Origin of the sequence: Serratia sp. JUb9, from assembly GCF_014298095.1 — a bacterium.
GTDB classification, from domain to species: Bacteria; Pseudomonadota; Gammaproteobacteria; order Enterobacterales; family Enterobacteriaceae; genus Serratia_B; species Serratia_B rhizosphaerae.
On record NZ_CP060416.1, the window covers coordinates 5002645 to 5026714 of the forward strand.

Genomic DNA, 24070 nt, shown 5'->3' on the forward strand with positions numbered 1-24070 from the left:
ATGAAGATAAGATAGCGTCAGTCAATTAACACCACCGTAGTGTTCATGGCGATATTAATCGACACCATTCCATGGTGTCGATTATTTTTTTTACGAAATCAGAAACCAAGAAATATATAAAATAAATATTATTTATTTGGCGGGGGTTATTTTTATCTGGCTCGGCAGGTATAAAAAAAGGCGCACAGTGTGCGCCTTTTAAACGTTCAGAAAGTTATTCGCTTTCGTCATCTTCCTCGGGCTTTTTGCCGTCCGCCAGTAGCTCATCCAGCGCATCCCCGCCCAGGTGGCGGAAATCCTGCCCCTTGACGAAGTAGAAGATAAATTCGCAGATATTCTGGCAGCGGTCGCCGATGCGCTCAATCGAACGGGCGCAGAACAGCGCGGTCAGCACGCTGGGAATGGTGCGCGAATCTTCCATCATATAGGTCATCAGCTGGCGGACGATGCCTTCATACTCCTGATCGACCTTTTTATCTTCGCGGTAGATGCGTATCGCCTCGTCCAGATCCATACGTGCAAAGGCATCCAGCACGTCGTGCAGCATCTGTACGGTATGGCGTCCCAGCGACTCCAGGCTCACCAGCAGCGGCTGATGCTGCTGCGAAAACTTCTCCAGCGCGGTGCGGCAGATTTTATCCGCCACGTCGCCAATGCGCTCCAGCTCGGAAATGGTCTTGATGATCGCCATCACCAAGCGCAGATCGCTGGCGGTCGGCTGGCGCTTGGCGATGATGCGCACGCAGGCCTCATCAATCGCCACCTCCATCATATTGACCTTTTTATCGCCGTCGATCACCCGCTTGGCCAGCTCGCCGTCCTGGTTATGCATCGCGGTAATGGCGTCGGTCAGCTGCTGTTCCACCAGCCCGCCCATCGTCAGCACCTGAGTGCGGATGTGCTCAAGCTCGGCGTTGAACTGTCCAGAAATGTGCTTGTTTAAATTCAGGTTATCCATGATGCATCCTAATCAACCATAACGACCAGTGATGTAATCTTCGGTCTGTTTCTTCTGCGGCGCAGTAAACAGGGTGTCAGTATCGCTAAACTCCACCAGCTCGCCCAGATACATAAACGCCGTTGAGTCGGAACAGCGCGCCGCCTGCTGCATATTGTGCGTTACGATCACCACGGTGTAATCCGACTTCAGCTCGCTGATCAGCTCTTCAATCTTACCGGTGGAGATCGGATCCAGCGCCGAGCACGGCTCATCCAGCAGCAGCACGTCCGGGCGAATGGCGATGCCGCGCGCAATGCACAGACGCTGCTGTTGACCGCCGGACAGACTGTAACCGCTCTGGTGCAGCTTGTCTTTGGTTTCATTCCACAGCGCCGCCTTGCTCAGCGCCCACTGTACGCGCTCGTCCATATCGGCGCGCGACAGCTTTTCAAACAAGCGTACGCCGAAGGCGATGTTGTCGTAAATCGACATCGGGAACGGCGTCGGCTTCTGGAACACCATGCCGACCTTGGCGCGCAGCAGCGCGATATCCTGGTTATCGGTCAAAATATTCTGACCATCCAGCAGGATGCCGCCTTCGGCACGCTGCTCCGGATACAGCTGGTACATCTTGTTGAAGGTACGCAGCAGGGTGGATTTACCGCAGCCGGACGGGCCGATAAACGCGGTCACTTTATTTTTGGCAATATCCAGCGTGATGTTTTTCAGCGCGTGGAATTTGCCGTAGTAAAAGTTCAGATCGCGGACCTGAATTTTGCTGCTGGAAGCGAGTTCACTTGTACTCATCAAGACTTCTCTCTTGTTACCGCGCCGCCGCAGCGACGCGTAAAATTTTTATGCATGCTTTTTCTTGGCGAAAACCACACGCGCCAGAATATTCAGTAGCAGTACGCACAGCGTGATTAACAGCACCCCGGCCCAGGCCAGCTGCTGCCATTCGGCAAACGGGCTCATGGCGAACTTGAAGATGGTGACCGGCAGGTTGGCGATCGGCTGCATCAGGTCAGTATTCCAGAACTGGTTCGACAGCGACGTAAACAGCAGCGGCGCGGTTTCGCCGGCGATACGCGCGATGGCCAGCAGCACGCCGGTGATAATGCCGGAGACCGACGCCTTCAGCGTGATGGCGGAAATCATGCGCCACTTCGGCGTGCCGAGCGCATAGGCCGCCTCGCGCAGCGTATCCGGCACCAGCTTGAGCATGTTCTCCGTGGTGCGGATCACGATCGGCACCTGCAGCAGCGCCAGCGCGACGATACCCGCCCAGCCGGAGAAGTGCTCCATCTTCGCCACCACGATGGTGTAGACGAACAGGCCAACCACAATCGACGGCGCAGACAGCAGGATGTCGTTAATAAAACGGATCACTTCCGCCAGCCAGGATTTACGCCCGTATTCCGCCAGATAAATACCGGCCAGAATGCCGAGCGGTGTGCCGAAGATGGTCGCCCACAGGATCAGCAGGCCGCTGCCGGCAATGGCGTTGGCCAGCCCGCCGCCGGCGGTATTCGGCGGCGGCGTCATTTCGGTAAACAGCGCCAGCGACATGCCGTCCACGCCTTTGGTGACGGTCGAGAACAGGATCCAAATCAGCCAGAACAGGCCGAACGCCATGGTCGCCATTGATAAAAACAGAGCGATGCGGTTCTTCTGCCGGCGCCAGGCCTGCATTTTGCGGCGGGTTTCCGCCACCGCTTCAGGGTTTTGCATATCCATCGTCGCCATGTTAACGCCCCTCATTCTTGGCCAGACGCATGATCATCAGTTTCGACAGCGCCAGCACGATAAAGGTGATAACAAACAGAATCAGCCCCAGCTCCATCAGCGCCGCGGTGTGCAGCCCGGATTCCGCCTCGGCGAACTCGTTAGCCAGCGCCGAGGTGATGCTGTTGCCCGGCATATACAGCGATGCGCTGTCGAGCTGGTAGGTGTTGCCGATAATAAAGGTCACCGCCATGGTTTCCCCCAGCGCGCGCCCCAGCCCCAGCATCACGCCGCCGATCACGCCGTTTTTGGTAAACGGCAGCACGATACGCCAGATCACTTCCCAGGTGGTGCAGCCGATGCCGTAGGCCGACTCTTTCATCATCACCGGCGTCTGTTCGAACACGTCGCGCATTACCGCAGCGATATACGGGATGATCATAATCGCCAGAATCACCCCGGCGGCCAGAATGCCGATGCCGAAGGCCGGGCCGGCAAACAGTTCGCCGACGATCGGGATACCGGACAGCACGTTGCCCACCGGCGTCTGGAAGTATTCGGCAAACAGCGGGGCGAAGACGAACAGCCCCCACATGCCGTAGACGATGCTCGGGATCGCCGCCAGCAGCTCAATGGCGACGCCCAGCGGGCGCTTCAGCCAGTTCGGCGCCAGCTCGGTCAGGAACAGCGCAATGCCGAAGCTGACCGGCACGGCGATAATCAGCGCAATCAGCGAGGTAACAATGGTGCCGTAAATCGGCACCAGCGCACCAAACTGCTCCGCCGGCGCATCCCAGTCTTTGGTCCACAAGAAGGCGAAGCCGAATTTCTGGATGCTTGGCCAGGAGGCAAAAATCAGCGAAACGATAATGCCGCCCAGCAACAATAGGGTAATCAGCGCAGCCAGCTTAACCAGCGCACTGAAGATGACGTCGCCGTTTTTGCTCGGCGCTTTGATGGTCGGCTTGTACTCAGCCATAAATTACTCTTCTGTTTAAAGCTTGGAGGGCCCGGCGAACCGGGCCCCTACAGAAACGGCGCGTGCTGCTTCGGCCGTTTAGTACAGAGCCTTACCGGCGCTGTCTTTCACGTTGGTTTTCCATGCGGCGCGCACCTGCTCGATCACTTCATCAGGCAGTACCGCGTAATCCAGCGCTTTGGCCTGCTCAGCGCCTGACTTGTACGCCCAGTCAAAGAACTTCAGCACTTCGGTGCCCTGCTCAGGCTTCTTCTGCGCCTTGTGCACCAGGATGAAGGTGGTGGAGGTAATCGGCCAGGCGTTATCACCTTTCTGGTTGGTCAGATCCTGCGCGAAGGTTTTGCTCCAGTCCGCGCCTTTGGCGGCGGCGCTGAAGGCATCTTCGGTCGGGCTGACCGGCTTGCCGTCGGCGGAGACCAGCTTGGTGTACGCCAGGTTATTCTGTTTGGCGTAGGCATACTCAACGTAGCCGATAGAACCCGGCAGGCGCTGGACAAAGGCGGCGATGCCGTCGTTGCCTTTACCACCCAGACCGGTCGGCCAGTTTACCGTCGAGCCGGCGCCCACTTTCTCTTTCCACTTCGCGTTCACTTTCGCCAGGTAGCTGGTGAAGACGAAAGAGGTGCCGGAACCGTCAGCGCGGCGCACCACGGCGATATTCTGATCCGGCAGTTTCACGCCCGGGTTGAGTTTGGCGATTGCCGGGTCGTTCCATTTTTTGATGTTACCCAGGTAGATATCACCCAGCGTCTGGCCGTCCAGCGTCAGGTCGCCGGATTTGATACCGGGAATATTCACCGCCAGCACCACGCCGCCAATCACGGTCGGGAACTGGAACAGGCCGTCAGCCGCCAGCTTTTCGTCGGACAGCGGTGCGTCGGAGGCGCCAAAGTCAACGGTATTGGCAACGATCTGCTTCACGCCGCCGGAGGAACCGATCCCCTGATAGTTAACTTTGTTGCCGGTTTCTTTTTGATAGGAATCTGCCCACTTGGCATACACCGGCGCGGGGAATGTCGCACCTGCACCGGTCAGGCTGGCGGCAGCGAACGCGGACACAGAGGCCATGGAGAAAGTCGCTGCTACAATACTGGCGACGGTGGTACGCATCAGTTTCATAATCCCTCCTAAGGGGCATCAAAAATCGATTTCAAATCGTTTTCATCAGAGTAAGTATTGCTGCAGGAGGGAAAATAGGACAGTTTGGTGACAGTAAAATGTATGAAATATGACAGTTATATGACAACCAGCAATAAAACAATATAACTCATTGATTATACTACCTTCCGAATATGACTCCGATTACGTAGTACGAAAACGAAAGGATCTCAAATGAAAAAAGTATTTATCTTATCGGCGCTTGGCCTGTCTCTGCTGGCTTCTGCCAACGTTATGGCGGCAAATAATTTTCCACGCGATTCTAGGTTCTCAGGCACCACAGGCGGCGAAAAAATTCTGTTTGAAGGCGATGACGGTTACCGAACATCCAACTATACGCAGCGGGATCTCGATGAACTTATCAATCAACAGAAAAATCATGAAAGGGAGCTAAAACAGCTGCAGGATGAAAACAGGAATAAAGATCGTCAGATCGATGAGCTAAAACGTTCGTTGCAGGAACTGAGCAATAAGGTGAAAGGCTAGCGAATAAACAAGCCGGCGCTGAGGCCGGCTTGTTATTACGCGGTGTTCACTTTTCCACGCGCAAGACTGCGAAACCGTCCCAGCCTTTCTCGCCCACCGTCTGAAATACGGTGCCGCTTAATGCCGGCATATTTTGCACCGCCTCCAGCGCCTGGCGGATGCCTTCGGCATGAACATCGCGCTGGGCCGCGACGATAGCTCCTCCTCGCACCACATTATCCATGATAATTACGCTGCCCGTGCGGCTCAGCTTGATCGCCCACTGCAGGTACAGCAGGCTATTTTGTTTATCGGCGTCGATAAACGTCAGATCGAACGGCAGCTGAGACTGTAGCGTTGGCAGCGTCTGCGCTGCGGCACCCACCACAATCGACACCCGCTCCAGCAAGCCGGCGCGTTGAAGATTCTCCCGAGCCACCGCCGCGTTGGCCGGCTCTTTTTCCAGCGTCACCACATGGCCGTCCTCCGGCAACCCGCGGGCAAGATATTGGGTGCTGTACCCACCCAGCGTACCAATCTCCAATACCCGACGCGCCCCGCTGATTTGCACCATCAGCGTCAGGAACTGCCCCTGCAGCGGCGACACATCAAACGCCGGTAAACCACGCTCGGCGTTCAGCGCCAAAGTTTGCGCCAAATTATCATCCTGATGTGCTAAACAACGCTCCAGATAAGTATCCACGTCCTGCCACGACTGCTGCATACCTGACTCCTCATCGTTGAACCGCATTCAGTATAGTTCAGCCGTTCTTCCACCATAAAAAATCCGGCGCGCCGTTTACACAGCACGCCGGATTAATCAGCAAAAAAGCAGCGGTTTTACTCGACGGTTACCGACTTCGCCAGGTTACGCGGCTGATCGACGTCGGTGCCTTTAATCAGCGCCACGTGATAAGACAGCAGCTGCAGCGGCACGGTGTAGAAGATCGGCGCAACGATCTCTTCCACGTGCGGCAGCGGGATAATGGTCATCCCTTCGCTGCTGACGAAACCGGCGTCCTGATCTGCGAACACGTACAGCTGACCGCCGCGCGCGCGCACCTCTTCAATGTTGGATTTCAGTTTTTCCAGCAGCTCGTTGTTCGGCGCCACCACGATCACCGGCATATCGGCGTCAATCAGCGCCAGCGGGCCGTGCTTCAGCTCACCGGCCGCATAGGCCTCGGCGTGAATATAGGAGATCTCCTTCAGCTTCAGCGCCCCTTCCATGGCGATCGGGTACTGATCGCCGCGGCCGAGGAACAGCGCATGATGCTTATCGGAGAAGCCTTCCGCCAGCGCCTCGATGTTTTTATCCAGCGACAGCATCTGTTCAATGCGCGCAGGCAGCGCCTGCAGGCCGTGCACGATATCGTGCTCGACGCTTTCCGCCATGCCTTTCAGGCGGCCCAGACGCGCCACCAGCATCAGCAGCACGGTTAACTGAGTGGTAAAGGCCTTGGTGGACGCCACGCCGATTTCGGTGCCGGCCTTGGTCATCAGCGCCATATCGGATTCACGCACCAGCGACGAGCCGGCCACGTTGCACACCGCCAGCGACGCCAGGTAGCCCAGCTGTTTGGACAGGCGCAGCGCCGCCAGGGTATCTGCGGTTTCGCCGGACTGCGACAGGGTGATAATCAGGCTGCCCGGGCGCACCGCCGATTTGCGGTAACGGAATTCGGACGCGATCTCTACGTCGCACGGCACGCCGGCCAGCGCTTCAAACCAGTAACGCGCCACCATCCCGGAGTGATAGGAGGTGCCGCAGGCGATGATCTGCACGTGCTGCACCTGCGCCAGCAGCGCTTCGCTCTGCGGGCCCAGTTCGCTCAGGTTGATCTGGCCGTTGCTGAAGCGCCCCTCCAGGGTGTTTTTCAGCGCCAACGGCTGTTCGAAGATCTCTTTTTGCATGTAGTGGCGGTAAGCGCCCTTGTCACCGGCGTCGTACTGCACCTGCGACTCGATTTCCTCGCGCTCGACCGGGTTGCCCTGCTGGTCAAAAATCGCCACGGTGCGGCGGGTAACTTCCACCACGTCACCCTCTTCCAGGAAGATGAAGCGACGGGTCACCGGCAGCAGCGCCAGCTGATCGGAGGCGATAAAGTTCTCGCCGACGCCGCGGCCAATCACCAGCGGGCTGCCGGAACGGGCGGCCACCAGCACGCTTGGGTCGCGGCTGTCCATCACCACGGTGCCGTAAGCGCCGCGCAGCTGAGGGATCACACGCTTGACCACTTCCAGCAGCGTGCCGCCCTGCAGCTGCTCCCAGTGCACCAGATGCGCGATCACCTCGGTATCGGTTTCAGACGCAAAGCGGTAGCCGCGCTCAATCAACAGCTCGCGCAACGGCTCGTGATTTTCAATGATGCCGTTATGCACCACGGAAATGTAATCAGAAACGTGCGGGTGAGCATTAGCTTCGGTCGGTTCGCCGTGGGTCGCCCAACGGGTGTGCGCGATGCCGGTGCCGCCGTGCAAAGGTTGCTGCTCTACCGCTTCCGCCAGCGCGTTGACTTTACCTACGCGACGCACGCGGTTAAGGTGGCCCTCGGCGTCGACGACCGCCAGCCCGGCCGAGTCATAACCACGGTATTCAAGACGGCGTAAGCCTTCCAACAGGATCTCTGCAATATCACGTTGCGCTACTGCGCCTACAATTCCACACATGGATTCTATTCCTAATTAAGCGTCTTTTCGGACGCTTCGATGCCTGACCTGATTTTTTGCCGGTTATTACCGTGCGCCCCGAGCCTTGTAGAGAATGGGGATGATCCTCTGAAGAGGACTTATATGTTTTGCGCTGCCTTCTGCCGCGAAAAGGCAGTGCAAAACACAGGATGGCCGCATAACGGCCATCCTTATTTTTACTTTTTCGCTTTGGTCGGACGCTGCCAGCCCTGGATGTGCACCTGCTTCACCCGGCTCAGCACCAGCTCATCTTCCGCAATGTTGCGCGTGACCGTGGTGCCGGCGGCAATCGTCGCCCCTTTGGCCACCGTGACCGGCGCCACCAGCTGCGTATCGGAACCGACAAACACCCCGTCGCCGATAATGGTTTGATGCTTGTTGGCGCCGTCGTAGTTGCAGGTAATGGTGCCGGCGCCGATATTCACGTCGTCGCCAATCACCGCATCGCCCAGATAGCTGAGGTGCCCCGCCTTGGAGCCCACGCCCAGGCGCGCCTTTTTCATCTCGACAAAGTTGCCAACGTGCGCGCCTTGCGCCAGTTCCGCGCCGGGACGCAGTCGGGCAAACGGACCGACGGTGCAATCAGCCGCCAATACCGCGTCTTCGACCACGCTGTAAGGGCTTATTTCGCAGTCATCGCCGATCACGCAGTTTTTCAGCACGCAGCCGGCGCCGATTTTCACCCGGTTGCCCAGCTGTACCTGCCCTTCAACGATGACATTGGCGTCAATCAGCACGTCGCGCCCGTGCGTCAGCTCGCCGCGCAGGTCGAAACGCGCCGGGTCCAGCAACATCACGCCGGCCAGCAGCAGTTTTTCCGCCTGTTCGGCCTGGTAGATGCGCTCAAGCGTCGCCAGCTGCAGGCGGTTGTTCACGCCCTCAACTTCGCTCAGGCGATCAGGATGCACCGCTTCGATTTTCTTACCGTCGGCATGAGCCAGCGCGATGATATCCGTGATGTAATATTCACCCTGCGCGTTATCGTTGCTCAGCATGCCTAACCAGCGTTTCAGATCGCCGCCGTTGGCCACCAGAATACCGGTATTGATCTCGTTAATCTGACGCTGCTGTTCGCTGGCGTCCTTATGTTCAACAATGCCGACCACGTCGTCCTGTTCACGCACGATGCGGCCATAGCCGGTCGGGTCGTTCAGCTTGACGGTCAGCAGGCCAATGCCGCCCTGCGGCTTGGCCGCCAGCAGACGCGTCAGCGTCTCGACGGAGATCAGCGGTACGTCGCCGTACAGCATCAGCACGTCTTCATCATCGGCAAAGTGCGGCGCCGCCTGCTGCATCGCATGGCCGGTGCCCAGTTGCTCAGCCTGCAGCACCCAGTTCAGCTCTGCGTTATTCAGCGTGCTTTGCAGCAGTTCACCGCCATGACCATAAACCAGGTGGACATTCTTCGCCCCCAGCTTCATCGCGGCATCAATAACGTGCTGCACCATCGGTTTACCCGCCAGCGGATGCAAAACCTTGGGCAGGTCGGAATACATACGCGTTCCCTTGCCCGCGGCGAGGATCACTACACTCATTGCGCTGTTCGACATAAGCAACCTGATAACTCCAATTTTAATAGACGAAAGTAAAACCGTTTAGCATCGAAATTACTACATATTTCTCTGCACGAAGCCGAGCTAAGCCGCGTGGCTCTAGGCGCGCCGTCATTCGGCGCAATCCGATTCCACAGCTGGCAAACTGTCGGCGTTCGGAGACACAATACCGCCGCCGCCTGCTCGAATACGCCGCAACGATAAGCAGGGTCAAACGCTTATTTTAATGCAAAAAAAAAGCGACCGCATTGGGTCGCTTTCTTATTTCGGTATTGCTTACATCGCTTTTCTGGTGAGTTCGATAACGCGCAGTTTCGCGATCGCCTTCGCCAGCTCAGCGGATGCCTGAGCATAGTCGACATCACCATGAGAGCTACGGATATGCTCTTCAGCTTTGCGCTTGGCTTCCAGCGCTCTGGCTTCATCGAGGTCCGTTCCACGGATGGCAGTGTCCGCCAGCACGGTCACCACGCTTGGCTGTACCTCAAGGATACCGCCAGACAGGTAGATGAACTCTTCTTCACCGTGCTGTTTAACAATACGCACCATGCCAGGCTTGATGGCAGTCAGCAGCGGCGCATGCCCCGGGAAAATACCCAGTTCGCCTTCGCTGCCTGTCACCTGGATCTTCTGCACCAGGCCGGAAAACATCTGTTTTTCCGCGCTGACAACATCCAGATGGTAAGTCATAGCCATATCACCCTCCTCTCAAGGCGTTACAGTTTCTTGGCTTTTTCCACTGCTTCTTCAATGGTGCCAACCATGTAGAACGCCTGCTCCGGCAGGTGGTCGTAGTCGCCGTCCATAATGCCTTTGAAACCACGGATGGTATCTTTCAGCGATACGAACTTGCCCGGCGCGCCGGTGAAGACTTCTGCCACGAAGAACGGCTGAGACAGGAAGCGCTGGATTTTACGCGCGCGGGATACGACCAGTTTGTCTTCTTCAGACAGTTCGTCCATACCCAGAATCGCGATGATGTCCTTCAGTTCCTGGTAGCGCTGCAGGATAGACTGCACGCCACGCGCAACGTCGTAGTGTTCCTGACCCACAACCAGCGGGTCCAGCTGACGGCTGGTGGAATCCAGCGGGTCAACGGCCGGGTAGATACCCAGGGAAGCGATGTTACGGCTCAGTACCACGGTTGCGTCCAAGTGCGCAAAGGTGGTGGCTGGAGACGGGTCAGTCAAGTCATCCGCAGGGACGTAAACGGCCTGTACGGAGGTGATAGAACCGGTCTTGGTCGAGGTGATACGTTCCTGCAGAACGCCCATCTCTTCCGCCAGCGTTGGCTGATAACCTACCGCGGATGGCATACGGCCGAGCAGTGCGGACACTTCGGTACCCGCCAGGGTGTAACGGTAGATGTTATCCACGAACAGCAGAACGTCACGGCCTTCATCACGGAATTTTTCCGCCATGGTCAGGCCGGTCAGTGCAACGCGCAGACGGTTACCCGGCGGCTCGTTCATCTGGCCGTAAACCAGGGAAACTTTGTCCAGTACGTTGGAGTCGGTCATTTCGTGGTAGAAGTCGTTACCCTCACGAGTACGCTCACCCACGCCCGCAAACACAGAGTAACCGGAGTGCTCGATCGCGATGTTACGGATCAGCTCCATCATGTTTACGGTTTTACCTACGCCCGCACCACCGAACAGACCAACTTTACCACCCTTGGCGAACGGGCAGATCAGGTCCATTACCTTGATACCGGTTTCCAGCAGATCCTGAGAGCTGGACAGTTCTTCGTAGCTTGGCGCCGCGCGGTGAATCGCCCAACGCTCTTCTTCGCCGATGTCGCCTTTCATGTCGATTGGCTGACCCAATACGTTCATGATACGACCCAGCGTTGCTTTACCTACTGGTACTTCGATCGGGTGCTGCAGGTCGTTAACTTTCAGACCGCGACGCAGACCGTCGGAAGTACCCATGGCGATACAGCGTACAACGCCGCCGCCCAGCTGCTGCTGAACTTCCAGCACCAGTTTTTCGTTACCGTTTTCTACCTCAAGGGCATCGTACACTTTTGGTACGGCATCCTGAGGGAACTCGACGTCCACCACGGCGCCGATTACCTGGATAATCTTTCCAGTAGCCATCTTGAATCCTCTACGTAATTCGTTTACCCGTCGTATTTCAAACTGCAGATGCGTTGACGGCTTTCTTTCCTCCCAGTTGCTTACTCAAGTAAGCGCCTGGGGACTCGCTCAGTTGCCGCCTTCCTGCAATCTGAACTACTTAGGGTAATAACCTGGTTAAACCGCGGAGGCTCCCGAAACGATTTCGGTGAGTTCCTGAGTGATGCTGGCCTGACGTGCCTTGTTGTATACCAACTGCAGCTCTTTGATCAGGCTACCGCCGTTATCGGTCGCGGCTTTCATCGCTACCATTCGCGCGGCCTGCTCACTGGCCAGGTTTTCCACGACGCCCTGATAAACTTGCGATTCCACATAGCGGCGCAGCAAGGTATCAAGCAGCACTTTTGGATCGGGTTCATACAGGTAATCCCAGGCTGTCTTCTTCAGCTCGCCGTCATCGGCAGGCGGCAGCGGCAGCAACTGAAGAACCTGCGGCTCCTGGGACATCGTATTAACAAATTTGTTGCTGACAATGTACAGCTTGTCCAAACGACCTTCGTCGTAGGCCTGCAGCATCACTTTCACCGGCCCGATCAGATCCGACAGGGAAGGTTTATCCCCCATGCCGGTCACCTGGGCAACCACGTTGCCGCCCACGGAACCAAAGAAAGAAACGGCTTTAGAGCCAATCAGCGCCAAATCAGTTTCAACGCCTTTTTCGGACCAGCCTTTCATCTCCGCCAGCAGCTTTTTGAACAGGTTGATGTTCAAGCCGCCGCAGAGACCACGGTCAGTCGACACCACCAGATACCCGACGCGCTTAACATCACGCTCTTCCAGGTACGGGTGTTTATATTCCAGATTCCCCAACGCAAGGTGACCAATCACTTTGCGCATGGTCTCTGCATAAGGACGGCTGGCCGCCATGCGATCCTGCGATTTACGCATTTTGGAGGCGGCGACCATCTCCATCGCTTTAGTGATCTTCTGCGTGTTTTGCACGCTGCCGATCTTACTACGTATCTCTTTTGCGCCGGCCATCTCTGCTTCTCCTCATTGCCAGCGGCCTGCTGTCTTTCAACTGCAGGCCGCTGCGCGTTACCAGGACTGGGTTTTCTTGAAGGTTTCGAGGACGTTTTTCAGTTTGCCCTCGATCTCATCGTTGAAATTACCAGTTTGGTTGATGTGGTTCAGCAGCTCGGCGTGTTCGCGATCCGCGTAAGCAACCAGTGCAGCTTCGAAGCTCACGACCTTGGCGACTTCAACGTCTTCCAGGTAGCCGCGTTCTGCAGCGTACAGCACCAGAGACTGTTGTGCGACGGACATTGGCGCGTACTGTTTCTGCTTCAGCAGTTCAGTCACTTTCTGGCCGTGGTTCAGCTGCTTGCGGGTTGCATCATCCAGATCGGAAGCGAACTGAGAGAATGCCGCCAGTTCACGATACTGCGCCAGCGCGGTACGGATGCCGCCGGACAGTTTCTTCATGATCTTGGTCTGCGCTGCACCACCAACACGGGATACGGAGATACCCGGGTTAACTGCCGGACGAATACCGGAGTTGAACAGGTTGGATTCCAGGAAGATCTGACCATCGGTAATCGAGATTACGTTGGTCGGAACGAACGCGGAAACGTCACCCGCCTGGGTTTCGATGATCGGCAGCGCGGTCAGAGAACCGGTCTGGCCTTTCACTTCACCCTTGGTGAAAGCTTCAACATAGTCGGCGCTAACGCGCGCTGCACGCTCCAGCAAACGGGAGTGCAGGTAGAATACGTCACCTGGGTATGCTTCACGACCTGGCGGACGACGCAGCAGCAGGGAGATCTGACGGTAGGCAACGGCCTGTTTGGACAGGTCATCGTATACGATCAGCGCATCTTCACCGCGGTCACGGAAGTATTCGCCCATTGCGCAACCGGCATATGGCGCCAGGTATTGCAGTGCAGCGGATTCAGAAGCGGTAGCCACCACAACGATGGTGTTGGCCAGCGCGCCGTGTTCTTCCAGTTTACGCACCACGTTAGAAATGGTGGACGCTTTCTGGCCGATAGCCACGTAGACGCACTTAATGCCGGAATCGCGTTGGTTGATGATCGCATCGATCGCCAGCGCGGTTTTACCGGTCTGACGGTCACCGATCACCAGCTCACGCTGACCACGGCCGATTGGAATCATGGCATCAACGGATTTATAACCGGTCTGTACCGGCTGGTCGACCGACTGACGGTCGATAACGCCCGGTGCAATGGTCTCAACCGGGGAGAAACCGTCGTGCTCAACCGGGCCCTTGCCGTCGATAGGCGCGCCCAGGGTGTTAACCACGCGGCCCAGCAGGCCGCGGCCGACTGGAACTTCCAGGATACGGCCGGTGCATTTTACCTTCATGCCTTCAGCCAGGTCCGCATACGGACCCATGACGACGGCACCTACGGAGTCGCGCTCCAGGTTCAATGCGATTGCGTAACGGTTGCCTGGCAGTGCGATCATCTCGCCCTGCATAACATCGGCCAGGCCGTGTACGCGGATGATTCCGTCGCTGACGGAAACGATAGTACCTTCATTGTGAGCTTCGCTCACTACATTGAACTGAGCAATGCGCTGCTTGATCAGTTCGCTGATTTCGGTGGAATTCAGTTGCATGCTCCAGTCCCCTTAAGACTGCAAGACGTCTGCCAGGCGTTCAAGACGGCCGCGTACGCTGCCATCGATCACCATGTCGCCTGCGCGGATAACCACGCCGGCCAGTACAGACTTGTCAATTTTGCAATTCAGCTTAACTTTGCGTGACAGACGTTTTTCCATCGCAGCGGCAATCTTGGCCTGCTGTTCGTCATTCAGTGCGCTTGAAGAGAGCACCTCGACTTCGACGGTGGATTCCAGCGCGGCGCGCAGTTCAACGAACTGCTGCACTACGTCAGGAAGCGCCAGTAAACGCCCATTTTCGGCCATAACGCGAATAAGGTTTTGGCCATTTTCGTCGAGTTGATCGCCACAAACCGCGGTGAACGTATTCGACAGCGTTTCCGGTGCAACAGCGCCGGACAGCAGTTCGGAAATCTGTTCGTTGCGAGTGACTTCAGCAGCAAACGCCAGCATCTGCTGCCAGCGTTCTACGCTTTGGTGCTCAACGGCAAAGTCAAAAGCTGCTTTGGCGTAGGGGCGAGCTACAGTAACAAATTCAGACATCAGCCCCTCCCTCCTTACAGTTCAGCGACCAGTTTATCAACGATGTCGCTGTTAGCAGCTTCATCCACGGAACGTTCGATGATCTTCTCGGCGCCGGCGATAGCCAGCATCGCGACTTGCTTACGCAACTCTTCACGAGCGCGCTTACGTTCAGCTTCGATCTCAGCCTGAGCCTGCGCCACGATTTTGTTACGTTCCTGCTCGGCTTCGGCTTTCGCTTCATCCATGATCTGAGCTTTGCGCTTGTTCGCTTGCTCAATGATCACCTGAGCTTCTGCTTTAGCAGTTTTCAGCTGGTCGCTCGCATTGGCTTGCGCCAAGTCCAAATCTTTTTTGGCACGCTCTGCAGAAGCGAGACCGTCAGCAATTTCTTTCTGACGCTTCTCGATGGCAGCCATAATTGGCGGCCATACATACTTCATGCAGAACCAGACAAACAGGACGAACGCGATGGCCTGGCCGAGGATTGTTGCGTTAAGATTCACAGCACAATGCCTCTTTTAAAGTTAATGAGTGTGGGTAAGTCGGCAGAGCGTTTCTCTGCTTACGCGACGGCGAACATCACGTACAGACCCAGACCAACAGCGATCATCGGGATGGCGTCAACCAGACCCATAACGATAAAGAACTGTGTACGCAGCAGAGGAATCAGGTCAGGCTGACGCGCTGCACCTTCCAAGAATTTACCACCCAGGATGCCGATACCGATCGCAGCACCGATTGCCGCTAAGCCCATCATCACAGCGGCAGCCATGTACAGCAGATCCATACTCAGGTTTTCCATGACAGTCTCCAGTTTGTTTCAGTTTATAAATGCAAGTGTTTTAGGAAAAATCAGTGCTCTTCAGACGCCATCGACAGATAGACGATCGTCAGAACCATGAAAATAAAGGCTTGAAGCGTAATAATCAGGATGTGGAAGATAGCCCAAGGCAAGCTCAGGACCCACTGTGACCACCACGGCAACAGGCCGGCAATCAGGATGAAGATCAACTCACCCGCATACATGTTGCCAAACAGTCGCAGGCCCAGTGAAACAGGCTTGGACAGCAGGCTGACACCTTCAAGAATCAGGTTAATCGGAATGAATACAGGGTGGTTGAACGGCTGCATGGTCAACTCTTTAACGAACCCACCAACGCCTTTCATTTTGATGCTGTAGAACAGAATCAGGATAAACACGCCCAGCGCCATAGACAGCGTCACGTTGACATCGGCGGTAGGCACTACGCGCAGCGCAGGCAGGCCGAGAACGTGTTCGCCGATATACGGCAGGAAATCGATAGGCAGCAAATCCATCAGGTTCATCAGGAAGACCCAGACGAACACGGTCAACGCCAGCGGAGCAATCACCTTGCTCTTGCCGTGATACATGTCGCGCACGCTGCTGTCGACGAACCCAACCACCAGTTCCACTGCGGTTTGCAGTTTACCCGGCACACCGCTGGTGGCGTTTTTGGCCACTTTGCGGAAGATCACCAGGAAGAGCGCCCCGAGGACGACGGAGAAAAACATCGAGTCGATGTTAATCGACCAGAACCCCGTCCCGACCTGAAGCTGCGTCAGGTGGTGACCGATATACTCCTGTGGAGTCAAGACTTCTCCTGCAGACATGATGCCTCTTACCCTTTTAGTTAAGTTCGGTAACTGTTAATCACGGCTGGTGCCACTATCTGCACCACTAACACCGCTAAATAGGTCAGGCCAAGCGGCATAAATTCCGCTTTGAACACCCCAAGCGCCACGATCAGCAAAAAGATGGTGATCACGACCTTTAGCCCCTCGCCAATGGCGAACGACCAGGCAACCCGACCGGGCGCCGGCGTCTGCGCCTGGTGGCGCAAGGCAAACAGCATAAACATGACGCTTGGCAGCCAGGCGGCAAGTCCGCCTGCCAACGCCGAAACGCCCCACGCCAGCCCCTTGAAACCGAAGGCGGCGCTGATCAGAACAAAAGTCATAAACTGCAAAAACAGCAGTTTGCGTGCGACTTTCCCGCTGTAAAGGGACACAGACATGACGTTTGTTCTCTCCGTACCCCTAAGGGGGTATGCTGAGTGACGTATGACACTGTCTTTGCTGCATAGAGTCAAGCAGCAAAAAACGAGCAAATTATACGGGTCACTTCAACGAATTCAATCGATAAGTAGCGAAAAGGTGAACAATTATTTAAATTCACCAAATTCAGACTATTTTCGCAAGAAAATAGGCGGAATAATACCTCGATTTTATTGTCCGATTATTCCTCTGTTGCACACTAAAACGTGCAATTGATCACAACAATAGGGCTAACGTTCGATTTATAACCCATGTGCGCATAAAACGTCTTTAGCGATTAGGGCGATAAAAATGCTTTATAAATCAAAATAGTATAATTTAACCGTTCAAAAACAATCTTTATACCCGCTAAAAACCTTTCGTTGACATCCACAGAAAGAATATTGTTATTACGCGTTAACAACAGCAGCAAAAGGCGATCTTATTCACATAATTGCTAACGTGACAATTACTACACGTAATTAGGGTATTTTCGCTAATTAACTGCTGCCTTTGTGTTAAAAAAAAGTAAATTAACTAAAAAAAGCGGCCAGTTAATTAGTCTGCTTATTTTTACATATGTAGCAAGGTTCAATCTGCCGTCTGTTTGATCAAAAACAAACTCAGTTTGCCTTAAGCACCACCAGATGACGTTCGCCTTCCAATTCCGGCACCTGCAAACGCACCACCTCTTCAAGCGCAATACCCTCTGGCAATGCATCCAGCTCTTCGTCAGGACGGACGCCCTTCAGCGCATAAAAGCGCCCCTGCCCTTGCGCCGGCAGATGGCGGCACCAGGTCAGCATATCCTGCAGTGAGGCGAATGCGCGACTGATTACGCCGTCAAACGGCGGCTCGGCCGGGAATTCTTCCACCCGGCTCTGTACCGGCTCGATATTGGTCAGCCCCAGCTCGTGCTGTACCTGCCGCAGAAAACGCACCCGCTTACCCAGGCTGTCGAGCAGCGTAAAATGCGCATCCGGACGCACAATGGCCAGCGGAATGCCGGGCAGACCTGGGCCAGTGCCGACATCAATAAAGCGTGAGCCTTCAAGGTGCGGGTTAACCACGATGCTATCGAGAATATGGCGGACCAGCATTTGCTGCGGATCGCGCACAGAGGTCAGATTGTACGCCTTGTTCCACTTATCCAGCATGCCGACATAGCCCAGCAACTGCTGTTTTTGACGATCGGGAAGCGAAATACCGGCTGCAGCCAGCAGCGAGTCTAACTTTTTGTCCACAATGGAGTCCTCTGACCAACGCGAAATCCGCCGAAGATGGCGAAGGGCTATGATAATTCAGGCTGAAAATGATGTCAGCGGCCGATTGCCTATCCATTGGGCAATCGGCCGCCGAAAATGCAGATTTATGCGCTGCGGCGCAGCAGGCCTTGCTTCTTCAACCACACCAGCAGAATAGAGATCGCCGCAGGAGTAATCCCCGAGATGCGCGATGCCTGTCCGATGGAGGTAGGTTTGTGATCGTTGAGCTTGGCGATGACTTCGTTCGACAGCCCGGAAACCTGATGGTAGTCCAGGTCAAGCGGCAGCAAGGTGTTCTCGTTGCGCTGCTGGCGCTCGATCTCTTCCTGCTGACGGGCGATATAGCCTTCGTATTTCACCTGAATTTCCACCTGCTCGGCGGCCTGAATATCGGCCAACGGCGGCTGGAAAGCGTCGATCGAGGTCAGCAGTGCGTAATCCATTTCCGGACGGCGCAGCAGTTCTTCACCATTAGCTTCGCGCGACAGCGGCGTTTTCAGCAGTTTGTTGACTTGCTCAACGTTTTCCGAATGCGGGTGCAGCCAAACGTCGCGCAGACGCTGACGTTCGCGCTCGATCTGTTCGAGTTTGTCGTTATAGCGAGCCCAGCGGACATCATCCACCAGGCCCAGCTCGCGGCCTTTTTCCGTCAGACGCAGATCGGCGTTGTCTTCACGCAGCATCAGACGATATTCCGCCCGTGAGGTGAACATGCGGTACGGCTCTTTGGTGCCCAGCGTGCACAGATCGTCCACCAGCACGCCAAGGTAGGCCTGATCGCGACGCGGCGCCCAGCCTTCGTCTTCGTTGGCGTAACGTCCGGCATTCAAACCGGCCAGCAGCCCCTGCGCACCGGCTTCTTCGTAACCGGTGGTGCCGTTAATCTGACCGGCAAAGAACAGGCCCTGAATAAATTTGCTTTCCAGCGTTGGTTTCAAATCGCGCGGATCGAAGAAATCATACTCAATAGCGTAACCCGGACGAATAATGCGGGCATTTTGCATCCCTTCCATCGAGCGGACGATCTGCATCTGTACGTCGAACGGCAGACTGGTGGAAATACCGTTCGGGTAGATTTCGTTGCTGGTCAGCCCTTCCGGCTCGAGGAAGATCTGGTGTGCGTTGCGATCGGCAAAGCGCATCACTTTATCTTCGATCGACGGACAGTAACGTGGGCCGATCCCTTCGATGATCCCGGCGTACATCGGGCTGCGATCGAGGTTGCTGCGGATCACGTCATGGGTTTTTTCATTGGTATGGGTGATATAGCACGGCACCTGACGCGGATGCTGGTCGGCATTTCCCATAAACGAAAATACCGGCGTCGGCGTGTCGCCGTGCTGTTCGGCCAGCACGCTGAAATCAATGGTGCGGGCGTCAATGCGCGGCGGAGTGCCGGTTTTCAGACGGTCAACCCGCAGCGGCAGTTCTCGCAGACGCTGCGACAGTGAAATGGCAGGCGGATCGCCGGCACGGCCGCCGCTGTAGTTTTCCAGGCCGATATGAATTTTGCCGTCGAGGAATGTCCCCACGGTGAGCACCACTGCTTTAGCGCGGAACTTCAGCCCCATTTGCGTAACGGCGCCGACAACGTGATCGTTCTCAACGATAAGATCTTCTACCGGCTGCTGGAAGATCATCAGGTTGGGCTGGCTCTCCAAGGCAGTGCGTACGGCCTGGCGATAGAGCACGCGGTCGGCCTGGGCGCGGGTAGCGCGTACCGCAGGGCCTTTGCTGGCGTTTAGTATCCTAAACTGAATGCCGGCATGGTCGATCGCCGTAGCCATCAGGCCGCCCAGTGCATCAATTTCCTTAACCAGATGCCCTTTACCAATACCGCCGATCGCCGGGTTGCAAGACATTTGCCCCAGCGTATCAATATTGTGCGTCAGTAATAAGGTTTGACGCCCCATTCTTGCCGCGGCCATTGCCGCTTCGGTGCCGGCATGGCCGCCGCCGATGATAATGACGTCAAACTGCTCTGGATAAAACATGGAACTGCACCTCGCCGTATTGCGAACGATCGTTGTTTGCCCTGGGGTGGGGGATTCTACTCAAGTTTAGACGATCGACCAAGCGGTACGGATCGTCAGGTAATTAAAAGAAGATCTTTTTATTTAAAGATCTCTTTATTAGATCTCTTATTAGGATCGCGATCCTCTGTGGATAACCGCGTATTCACGATAGAGATCATGAAATTAGGAAGGATCGTTTACTGTGAATGACCGGTGATCCTGACGCTGATAAGCTGGGATCTAAATGGCTAGTTATGCACAGGACAAAAAGCATACGGCAGTTGTTATTTGGATAACTACCGCTTTTACCCTGCTTTTAAGCTTAGTTATACACAATCGTTCGCACGATCTTTGAACGAATCAGAGTAAATTAACCCAACTTTTCAGCCATTCTTCCGCCGGATCTTCCGGAATGTCGTGCTGCGTCACGTCGATCTCCAGGCGATCGCCGATCCTTTTTGCGCCGCGAGCCTGTAACAGATCGTCGATCTGTTTGATCGCGCCGCAGAAGGTATCGTATTCCGAACTGCCCAGACCGACTGCGCCGAACTGCACCTCGGATAAATCAGGCTGGCGTTCGGAGATCTCATCCCACAGCGGTTGCAGATTATCCGGCAGTTCGCCGGCGCCGTGGGTGGAGGTGACCACCAGCCAGCGTCCGGACTGCGTCAGTTCATCCAGTTCAGGCCCGTGCAGCATCTCGGTGGAAAAACCGGCGTCTTCCAGTTTTTCGGCCAGATGTTCCGCCACATATTCAGCACTGCCAAGCGTACTGCCGCTGATCAGAGTAATGTCTGCCATGAATGAATGATCTCAACCTGCTGCAAAGAGGCTGCATTGTACGCTGTGAATCGCCAGGGATCTACCTGTGGATAATATGGGTATAGTAAAAATCCGTCACGGGACGATGGTGCGCATAATGGGGTTCTGCAGCGAGATCAGCGTTTCCGTCGACTGAATTTCGTCAATCGTTTGGATCTTGTTGATAAGTACCTGTTGCAGCGCATCGATCGAGCGGCACATCACCTTGATAAACACGCTGTAATGGCCGGTGGTGTAGTAGGCCTCGACCACTTCTTCCAGGCTTTCCAGTTTGCTCAGGGCGGAAGGGTAGTCTTTGGCGCTCTTTAATATGATGCCGATAAAGCAGCAGACGTCGTAGCCCAGCTGTTTGGGGTTCACATCGACCCGGGCGCCGGTAATGATGCCGGCCTGCTTCATCTTCTCGACGCGTACGTGAATGGTCCCCGGGCTGACGGCAAAGGTTTTTGCCAGTTCGGCATAAGGCGTACGCGCGTTAGCCATCAGCGCGTTGAGAATGCCGCGATCGAGATTATCGATCTGATAAATTTCCGCCATTTTATCCCCCATAAATTATGGTTTATTGAATTATCACCGCTTAAAAATGAACGATTAAAAGTCAAAGCGCAATATTGTTTGATGGATATTGAATTGAGGCGCTGTTGTGTTGCTTAATCATCAGCAACAGAGACAGGATTTAAGAGATACGGCAATGAAAAAACAGTTTATCCAAAAACAACAACAAATCAGCTTCGTAAAATCGTTCTTCTCCCGCCAGCTGGAGCAGCGGCTGGGTCTGATTGAGGTTCAGGCGCCTATTCTCAGCCGCCTGGGCGACGGTACGCAGGATAACCTGTCCGGCAGCGAAAAAGCGGTGCAGGTCAAGGTGAAAACCCTGCCGGACGCGACGTTTGAAGTGGTGCATTCCCTGGCTAAATGGAAACGGAAAACTCTGGGCGCCCATGATTTCAGCGCCGGTGAGGGCCTGTATACCCATATGAAGGCACTGCGTCCGGATGAAGATCGCCTGAGCGCCATCCACTCGGTGTATGTCGACCAGTGGGACTGGGAGCGGGTGATGGGGGATGGCGAACGCAACCTGGATCACCTGAAAAGCACCGTACGCAGCCTCTATAGCGCTATCAAGGAAACGGAAGCGGCGGTCAGTCGCGAATATGGGCTGGCGCCGTTCCTGCCGGAACAGATTCACTTCGTGCACAGCGAAGCGTTGCTGCAGCGTTTCCCCGAACTGGACGCTAAAGGGCGTGAGCGGGCGATTGCCAAAGAGCTGGGCGCGGTATTCCTGATCGGCATCGGCGGCAAGCTGTCACATGGCCGCTCTCACGACGTGCGTGCGCCGGATTATGATGACTGGAGCACCACCAGCTTTGAAGGACTGTCCGGCCTTAACGGCGATATTCTGGTGTGGAACCCGGTGCTGGAAGACGCGTTCGAGCTATCTTCAATGGGGATCCGCGTTGACGCCGCCGCATTGCAGCGCCAGCTGGCCCTGACGGAAGATGAAGATCGCCTGCAGCTGGAGTGGCATCAGTCGCTGCTGAAAGGTGAAATGCCGCAGACCATCGGCGGTGGTATTGGTCAGTCGCGCCTGGTGATGCTGCTGCTGCAACTGTCGCATATCGGCCAGGTGCAGTGCGGCGTATGGTCGCCGGAAGTGCGTGAAAGCGTGGAAGGCCTGCTGTAACGCCGGGTTAGCGCCGCCAGCGGCGCATTAAGCGGCTTTTTAGCCCGGTATCAAAGCGCCAGATATGGTCGAAGATGCGCATGATGCCGGGTTTGCCGTAGGCGGACATTGCCACCGCATGAAAACGCTGCTGATGGCTCTGCTGCTGCTGTTTCACCTTTTTAATCACTTCGTCCGGCAGCCGCTGGGCAATAAAGTCGGAAATAATCACCGCGTCGGCGTCGAACCAGCCGCTCTCCGCCATTTTCCCCACCGTTGCGCTCAGGCAGGCCGCCAGATCGGTGCCGCCGCGGAAATGCTGGCCGAGAAAGCGCACCGCCTGTTCAATACCGCTGGCGGCGGTCAGTTCATAATGGACGATCTGGTTGGCGAACAGCATGATGTAGCAGCGGCGGTTATCCGCCAGCGCAATGCGCAGCAGCGCCAGACAAAACGCCTTGGCGCACTGTTCGTTGAAGCCGCCCATTGAGCCGGAGGTATCAACACAGACAATAAACGGCCCGCGCGGCTGTTGATCCTGCTGCTGATAAGTGACCTGGCGGATCATCAGCTTCTCCTGCCAGGCATCCCCCTGCAAACGGTAGCTCAGTAGCTGTTTTTCCAGCAGGCGGCGGTAAAACTCAAACTCCAGTTCCTCAATGCCGAGCGTCGCCAGCTCCGGCGGCAGCAGGCGTAAAATATCATCGCTTTGATGCACGCCGTTCACCTCTTCCGGCAGTGTGGCGGGCACCCGCACCATGACGTGGTACGGCTCCGGCTGCGCATCCTGCTGCTGAATGGCTTTTGCCTCGTAGCTGCGTCCCAACTGCTGGGCCAGTTTCTTCAGTTCGGGCTGGGTTTGCAGAAAGTTGCCGTATTCCACCAGCCGCTGATAGTCGCCGCGCTGCAACTGCCCTTTGCTCATATCCCACAGCCGGCCGGCGGCGGTATCGTTCTCCGCCAGCACCGGCTCCAGCGTGCCGCTCAGCGCCAGGCGCTCCTGCAGTTCCGCCATCAGCTGTTCGCGCTCCTGCTCCAGCAGCTGGTGGTGCAGCATGGTGGCCTGCAGCGTCAGGCTGATGCGCCAACGCTGCAGAAACAGGGTCTGGAAGCTGTCATCCAGCGGATGATTGGGCAGATCGGCGGCGTCCACCAGCTTGCGCGCCTGTTCATAGAAGGGGGAAACCAACTGGCGCAGCAGTTCCAGGGTATCGTTGAGGTTTTGATAAAACTGCGCGTTGCTTTCCAATTGGCACTGTTGGTAACGATAGAATTCCTGCGCCAGCGCCGGCGGGACCATTGCCTCATGGATCCGCTGCTTTAGTTGCAGCTTCCAGCGCGGCAGATCGCGATCCAGCGCGCGGCGCAGCGCCGGGAATTTCCTGAAGAACGCGGACAGATGCGGCGCAGCCAGCATGGCGACGATCATATCTTCGATCAGCTCGCCTTCAGTAATGGCCAGCAGCAGGTTGAGCGTCTCCAGGTTCAGCACG

The 24070-nt window shown here is 55.9% G+C and carries 24 protein-coding genes; 2 read left to right on the top strand and 22 right to left on the bottom strand.

Annotated elements, in window-relative coordinates; translation table 11 throughout:
* Positions 1 to 214: 214 nt before the first annotated feature.
* The 5 genes from phoU to pstS all read right to left on the bottom strand — a co-directional run bounded on the left by phoU (position 215) and on the right by pstS (position 4763).
* Positions 215 to 958 carry a phosphate signaling complex protein PhoU gene (phoU, locus tag HF675_RS23520; protein ID WP_105233152.1) on the bottom strand — a complete coding sequence of 248 codons (744 nt, stop codon included), beginning with the start codon at positions 956 to 958 and terminating at the stop codon, positions 215 to 217.
* Positions 959 to 970: 12 nt separating this feature from the next.
* Positions 971 to 1747: a phosphate ABC transporter ATP-binding protein PstB gene (pstB, locus tag HF675_RS23525; protein ID WP_105233151.1), complete on the bottom strand. Its 777-nt coding sequence runs from the start codon at positions 1745 to 1747 to the stop codon at positions 971 to 973.
* A 48-nt stretch (positions 1748 to 1795) separates the two neighbouring features.
* Entirely contained in the window at positions 1796 to 2686 is an 891-nt protein-coding gene (pstA, locus tag HF675_RS23530) for a phosphate ABC transporter permease PstA (protein ID WP_105233150.1), read from the bottom strand.
* Between the two features lies 1 nt (position 2687).
* Positions 2688 to 3644, bottom strand: coding sequence for a phosphate ABC transporter permease PstC (gene pstC / locus HF675_RS23535; protein WP_105233149.1), 957 nt, complete (start codon positions 3642 to 3644; stop codon positions 2688 to 2690).
* A gap of 78 nt (positions 3645 to 3722) precedes the next feature.
* On the bottom strand, positions 3723 to 4763 hold the full coding sequence (pstS, locus tag HF675_RS23540; protein WP_105233148.1) for a phosphate ABC transporter substrate-binding protein PstS: 1041 nt from the start codon (positions 4761 to 4763) through the stop codon (positions 3723 to 3725).
* A gap of 213 nt (positions 4764 to 4976) precedes the next feature.
* Between pstS and HF675_RS23545 the strand changes: the two genes are divergently transcribed.
* Positions 4977 to 5288: a hypothetical protein gene (locus tag HF675_RS23545; protein WP_105233147.1), complete on the top strand. Its 312-nt coding sequence runs from the start codon at positions 4977 to 4979 to the stop codon at positions 5286 to 5288.
* Positions 5289 to 5334: 46 nt separating this feature from the next.
* Here HF675_RS23545 and HF675_RS23550 read toward each other — a convergent pair whose 3' ends face one another.
* The 16 genes from HF675_RS23550 to asnC all read right to left on the bottom strand — a co-directional run bounded on the left by HF675_RS23550 (position 5335) and on the right by asnC (position 21451).
* Positions 5335 to 5991: an O-methyltransferase gene (locus tag HF675_RS23550; protein WP_105233146.1), complete on the bottom strand. Its 657-nt coding sequence runs from the start codon at positions 5989 to 5991 to the stop codon at positions 5335 to 5337.
* A 116-nt stretch (positions 5992 to 6107) separates the two neighbouring features.
* Entirely contained in the window at positions 6108 to 7937 is a 1830-nt protein-coding gene (gene glmS, locus HF675_RS23555; RefSeq protein ID WP_105233145.1) for a glutamine--fructose-6-phosphate transaminase (isomerizing), read from the bottom strand.
* Between the two features lie 197 nt (positions 7938 to 8134).
* Positions 8135 to 9508: a bifunctional UDP-N-acetylglucosamine diphosphorylase/glucosamine-1-phosphate N-acetyltransferase GlmU gene (gene glmU, locus HF675_RS23560; protein ID WP_105233144.1), complete on the bottom strand. Its 1374-nt coding sequence runs from the start codon at positions 9506 to 9508 to the stop codon at positions 8135 to 8137.
* A 279-nt stretch (positions 9509 to 9787) separates the two neighbouring features.
* Positions 9788 to 10207 (bottom strand): F0F1 ATP synthase subunit epsilon, encoded by a 420-nt coding sequence (locus HF675_RS23565; RefSeq protein WP_004933814.1) that lies wholly within the window; start codon positions 10205 to 10207, stop codon positions 9788 to 9790.
* A 20-nt stretch (positions 10208 to 10227) separates the two neighbouring features.
* The gene (gene atpD, locus HF675_RS23570; protein ID WP_105233143.1) at positions 10228 to 11610 is read right to left on the bottom strand and encodes a F0F1 ATP synthase subunit beta; all 1383 of its coding nucleotides are present in this window, start codon (positions 11608 to 11610) and stop codon (positions 10228 to 10230) included.
* A 156-nt stretch (positions 11611 to 11766) separates the two neighbouring features.
* Positions 11767 to 12630 (bottom strand): F0F1 ATP synthase subunit gamma, encoded by an 864-nt coding sequence (gene atpG / locus HF675_RS23575; RefSeq protein WP_105233142.1) that lies wholly within the window; start codon positions 12628 to 12630, stop codon positions 11767 to 11769.
* A gap of 57 nt (positions 12631 to 12687) precedes the next feature.
* On the bottom strand, positions 12688 to 14229 hold the full coding sequence (atpA, locus tag HF675_RS23580; RefSeq protein ID WP_111737988.1) for a F0F1 ATP synthase subunit alpha: 1542 nt from the start codon (positions 14227 to 14229) through the stop codon (positions 12688 to 12690).
* A gap of 12 nt (positions 14230 to 14241) precedes the next feature.
* Positions 14242 to 14775: a F0F1 ATP synthase subunit delta gene (atpH, locus tag HF675_RS23585; RefSeq protein ID WP_105233140.1), complete on the bottom strand. Its 534-nt coding sequence runs from the start codon at positions 14773 to 14775 to the stop codon at positions 14242 to 14244.
* Between the two features lie 14 nt (positions 14776 to 14789).
* Positions 14790 to 15260 carry a F0F1 ATP synthase subunit B gene (atpF, locus tag HF675_RS23590; RefSeq protein WP_015962432.1) on the bottom strand — a complete coding sequence of 157 codons (471 nt, stop codon included), beginning with the start codon at positions 15258 to 15260 and terminating at the stop codon, positions 14790 to 14792.
* Between the two features lie 59 nt (positions 15261 to 15319).
* On the bottom strand, positions 15320 to 15559 hold the full coding sequence (gene atpE, locus HF675_RS23595) for a F0F1 ATP synthase subunit C (RefSeq protein ID WP_004093904.1): 240 nt from the start codon (positions 15557 to 15559) through the stop codon (positions 15320 to 15322).
* 50 nt (positions 15560 to 15609) lie between these two features.
* On the bottom strand, positions 15610 to 16389 hold the full coding sequence (gene atpB / locus HF675_RS23600) for a F0F1 ATP synthase subunit A (protein ID WP_015962431.1): 780 nt from the start codon (positions 16387 to 16389) through the stop codon (positions 15610 to 15612).
* Positions 16390 to 16409: 20 nt separating this feature from the next.
* A complete protein-coding gene (atpI, locus tag HF675_RS23605) occupies positions 16410 to 16793 on the bottom strand; it encodes a F0F1 ATP synthase subunit I (protein WP_105233139.1) in 384 nt (127 codons plus the stop codon).
* A 642-nt stretch (positions 16794 to 17435) separates the two neighbouring features.
* The gene (gene rsmG, locus HF675_RS23610) at positions 17436 to 18056 is read right to left on the bottom strand and encodes a 16S rRNA (guanine(527)-N(7))-methyltransferase RsmG (RefSeq protein WP_187043863.1); all 621 of its coding nucleotides are present in this window, start codon (positions 18054 to 18056) and stop codon (positions 17436 to 17438) included.
* A 125-nt stretch (positions 18057 to 18181) separates the two neighbouring features.
* Positions 18182 to 20071: a tRNA uridine-5-carboxymethylaminomethyl(34) synthesis enzyme MnmG gene (gene mnmG, locus HF675_RS23615; protein ID WP_111737986.1), complete on the bottom strand. Its 1890-nt coding sequence runs from the start codon at positions 20069 to 20071 to the stop codon at positions 18182 to 18184.
* Between the two features lie 381 nt (positions 20072 to 20452).
* Positions 20453 to 20893: an FMN-binding protein MioC gene (mioC, locus tag HF675_RS23620; protein WP_111737985.1), complete on the bottom strand. Its 441-nt coding sequence runs from the start codon at positions 20891 to 20893 to the stop codon at positions 20453 to 20455.
* Positions 20894 to 20989: 96 nt separating this feature from the next.
* Positions 20990 to 21451: a transcriptional regulator AsnC gene (gene asnC, locus HF675_RS23625; RefSeq protein WP_015962426.1), complete on the bottom strand. Its 462-nt coding sequence runs from the start codon at positions 21449 to 21451 to the stop codon at positions 20990 to 20992.
* Between the two features lie 154 nt (positions 21452 to 21605).
* Here asnC and asnA point away from each other — a divergent pair, with 154 nt between their 5' ends.
* Positions 21606 to 22598: an aspartate--ammonia ligase gene (asnA, locus tag HF675_RS23630; RefSeq protein WP_105233135.1), complete on the top strand. Its 993-nt coding sequence runs from the start codon at positions 21606 to 21608 to the stop codon at positions 22596 to 22598.
* 7 nt (positions 22599 to 22605) lie between these two features.
* Here the strand turns inward: asnA and viaA are convergent, their stop codons facing one another.
* Complete coding sequence (viaA, locus tag HF675_RS23635; RefSeq protein ID WP_187043864.1) at positions 22606 to 24069, bottom strand: ATPase RavA stimulator ViaA; 1464 nt, start codon at positions 24067 to 24069, stop codon at positions 22606 to 22608.
* Position 24070: the final 1 nt, after the last annotated feature.

What these genes read in the sequence shown, in the direction of transcription:
- atpD (WP_105233143.1), bottom strand. Translation starts at nt 11,610, where the DNA reads ATGGCTACTGGAAAGATTATCCAGGTAATCGGCGCCGTGGTGGACGTC.
- atpA (WP_111737988.1), bottom strand. Translation starts at nt 14,229, where the DNA reads ATGCAACTGAATTCCACCGAAATCAGCGAACTGATCAAGCAGCGCATT.
- HF675_RS23550 (WP_105233146.1), bottom strand. Translation starts at nt 5,991, where the DNA reads ATGCAGCAGTCGTGGCAGGACGTGGATACTTATCTGGAGCGTTGTTTA.
- glmS (WP_105233145.1), bottom strand. Translation starts at nt 7,937, where the DNA reads ATGTGTGGAATTGTAGGCGCAGTAGCGCAACGTGATATTGCAGAGATC.
- HF675_RS23545 (WP_105233147.1), top strand. Translation starts at nt 4,977, where the DNA reads ATGAAAAAAGTATTTATCTTATCGGCGCTTGGCCTGTCTCTGCTGGCT.
- atpH (WP_105233140.1), bottom strand. Translation starts at nt 14,775, where the DNA reads ATGTCTGAATTTGTTACTGTAGCTCGCCCCTACGCCAAAGCAGCTTTT.
- asnA (WP_105233135.1), top strand. Translation starts at nt 21,606, where the DNA reads ATGAAAAAACAGTTTATCCAAAAACAACAACAAATCAGCTTCGTAAAA.
- pstA (WP_105233150.1), bottom strand. Translation starts at nt 2,686, where the DNA reads ATGGCGACGATGGATATGCAAAACCCTGAAGCGGTGGCGGAAACCCGC.
- glmU (WP_105233144.1), bottom strand. Translation starts at nt 9,508, where the DNA reads ATGTCGAACAGCGCAATGAGTGTAGTGATCCTCGCCGCGGGCAAGGGA.
- atpB (WP_015962431.1), bottom strand. Translation starts at nt 16,389, where the DNA reads ATGTCTGCAGGAGAAGTCTTGACTCCACAGGAGTATATCGGTCACCAC.
- atpG (WP_105233142.1), bottom strand. Translation starts at nt 12,630, where the DNA reads ATGGCCGGCGCAAAAGAGATACGTAGTAAGATCGGCAGCGTGCAAAAC.
- pstC (WP_105233149.1), bottom strand. Translation starts at nt 3,644, where the DNA reads ATGGCTGAGTACAAGCCGACCATCAAAGCGCCGAGCAAAAACGGCGAC.
- mioC (WP_111737985.1), bottom strand. Translation starts at nt 20,893, where the DNA reads ATGGCAGACATTACTCTGATCAGCGGCAGTACGCTTGGCAGTGCTGAA.
- atpE (WP_004093904.1), bottom strand. Translation starts at nt 15,559, where the DNA reads ATGGAAAACCTGAGTATGGATCTGCTGTACATGGCTGCCGCTGTGATG.
- phoU (WP_105233152.1), bottom strand. Translation starts at nt 958, where the DNA reads ATGGATAACCTGAATTTAAACAAGCACATTTCTGGACAGTTCAACGCC.
- asnC (WP_015962426.1), bottom strand. Translation starts at nt 21,451, where the DNA reads ATGGCGGAAATTTATCAGATCGATAATCTCGATCGCGGCATTCTCAAC.
- HF675_RS23565 (WP_004933814.1), bottom strand. Translation starts at nt 10,207, where the DNA reads ATGGCTATGACTTACCATCTGGATGTTGTCAGCGCGGAAAAACAGATG.
- pstS (WP_105233148.1), bottom strand. Translation starts at nt 4,763, where the DNA reads ATGAAACTGATGCGTACCACCGTCGCCAGTATTGTAGCAGCGACTTTC.
- mnmG (WP_111737986.1), bottom strand. Translation starts at nt 20,071, where the DNA reads ATGTTTTATCCAGAGCAGTTTGACGTCATTATCATCGGCGGCGGCCAT.
- atpI (WP_105233139.1), bottom strand. Translation starts at nt 16,793, where the DNA reads ATGTCTGTGTCCCTTTACAGCGGGAAAGTCGCACGCAAACTGCTGTTT.
- pstB (WP_105233151.1), bottom strand. Translation starts at nt 1,747, where the DNA reads ATGAGTACAAGTGAACTCGCTTCCAGCAGCAAAATTCAGGTCCGCGAT.